The sequence below is a fragment of the Xinfangfangia pollutisoli genome (genome assembly GCF_020179405.1).
Lineage (GTDB): Bacteria > Pseudomonadota > Alphaproteobacteria > Rhodobacterales > Rhodobacteraceae > Pseudogemmobacter > Pseudogemmobacter pollutisoli.
In genome coordinates this window covers 1-1751 of record NZ_JAICBZ010000171.1, presented here as the reverse complement: position 1 = coordinate 1751, position 1751 = coordinate 1, and the positions used below count along the sequence as shown (strand labels likewise).

General features: G+C 69.8%; 2 protein-coding genes. Both read left to right on the top strand.

What is annotated here, in order from left to right:
- The coding region (pdxA, locus tag K1Y73_RS21835; protein ID WP_225030519.1) for a 4-hydroxythreonine-4-phosphate dehydrogenase PdxA at positions 1–742 on the top strand (742 nt) is incomplete at its 5' end.
- A gap of 65 nt (positions 743–807) precedes the next feature.
- Complete coding sequence (gene rsmA, locus K1Y73_RS21830; RefSeq protein ID WP_225030518.1) at positions 808–1641, top strand: 16S rRNA (adenine(1518)-N(6)/adenine(1519)-N(6))-dimethyltransferase RsmA; 834 nt, start codon at positions 808–810, stop codon at positions 1639–1641.
- Positions 1642–1751 lie beyond the last annotated feature (110 nt).

Below are 1751 nucleotides of genomic sequence, written 5' to 3'. Positions count from 1 at the left end.
GCCCGGCCGGCCCGCGCCCGCGAATGCCGCCGGCACGATCGCGGCGATCGACCGCGCGGTCGGCCTGGCGCAAACCGGCGCGGCGGCGGCGATCTGCACCCTGCCGATCACCAAGAAGGCGCTGAAGGACGGCGCGGATTTCGCCTTTCCCGGCCATACCGAGTACCTCGCCCATCTGGCCAGGGTCGAGCGGGTGGTGATGATGCTGGCCTGCCCCGAGCTGCGCGTCGTGCCGGCGACGATCCATATCCCGCTGCAAGAGGTGCCGGGCGCGCTGACCGAGCCGCTGCTGGAGGCGGTGATCCGCATCACCCAGGCCGGGCTGATCCGCGATTTCGGCCTGGCGCGGCCGCGGATCGCGGTGGCGGGGCTGAACCCGCATGCCGGCGAAGGCGGGGTGATGGGCGATCAGGAAGAGCGGATGATCCGGCCCCTGCTGGCGCGGCTGCGCGCCGAGGGCATCGACCTGCGCGGCCCCTTGCCCGCCGATACGATGTTTCACGCCAGGGCGCGGGCCGGCTATGATGCGGCGATCTGCATGTATCACGATCAGGCGCTGATCCCGATCAAGACCATCGACTTCGCCGGCGGGGTGAATGTGACGCTGGGCCTGCCCTTCATCCGTACCTCGCCCGATCATGGCACCGCCTATGACATTGCCGGCCAGGGCGTCGCGGATGTGTCCAGCACGGTTGCGGCCCTGCGTCTGGCGCGCGATATGGCAGCGGCGCGCGGGGCATAAGCGCCGGGGGCTCTGCCCCCGGACCCCCGGGATATTTTTACAGAGAGGAAGGCAGGGCGGCGAAGATGGGAACGATCGACGGGTTGCCGCCCCTGCGCGAGGTGATCGCCGCGCATGATCTGGTGGCGAAGAAGCAGCTGGGGCAGAATTTCCTGCTGGATCTGAACCTGACCGCCAAGATCGCCCGCTGCGCCGGCGATCTGACCGGCTGCGATGTGCTGGAAGTTGGCCCGGGCCCGGGCGGGCTGACGCGCGGGCTTCTGGCCGAGGGCGCGCGGCGGGTGGTGGCGGTGGAAATGGATCCGCGCGCCATGCCGGCCTTGGAACAGATCGCCGCGCATTATCCCGGGCGGCTGGTGCCGCTTCTGGGCGATGCGCTGAAGCTGGATGTGGCGGCGCATCTGACCCAGCCGGTCAAGGTGGTGGCGAACCTGCCCTATAATGTCGGGACCGAGCTGTTGATCCGCTGGCTGACACCGGCCAGCTGGCCGCCGTTCTGGGACAGTCTGACGCTGATGTTCCAGAAGGAAGTGGCCGAGCGGATCGTGGCGAAGCCCGGGTCGGATCATTACGGCCGGCTGGCGCTTCTGGCGCAGTGGCGGGCCGAGCCGAAGATCGTGCTGCATCTGCCGCCCGAGGCCTTCACCCCCGCGCCCAAGGTGCATTCGGCGGTGGTGCATCTGAAGCGGCTGGAGGAGCCGCGCTATCCGTGCAACGGCGCCACCTTGCAGCGCATCACCGCCATGGCCTTCAACCAGCGGCGCAAGATGCTGCGCTCGTCGCTGAAAGGCTTGGGTGCGGATGTCGAGGAAAAGCTGCGGGCCGCAGGGATCGCCCCCACGGCCCGTGCGGAAGAGATTTCGCTTGAGCGCTTCTGCGCGCTCGCGCGGCTTTACTGATCACTCGGCCGTTTCGGGCGCGTCGCCGGCCGGAACGGCGGCATCGCCTTCGGCGCCGGTTTCGGCGGCCGGCTTGCGCGGCTTGCGTGCCCGGGGGGCGCGGGGCGCGG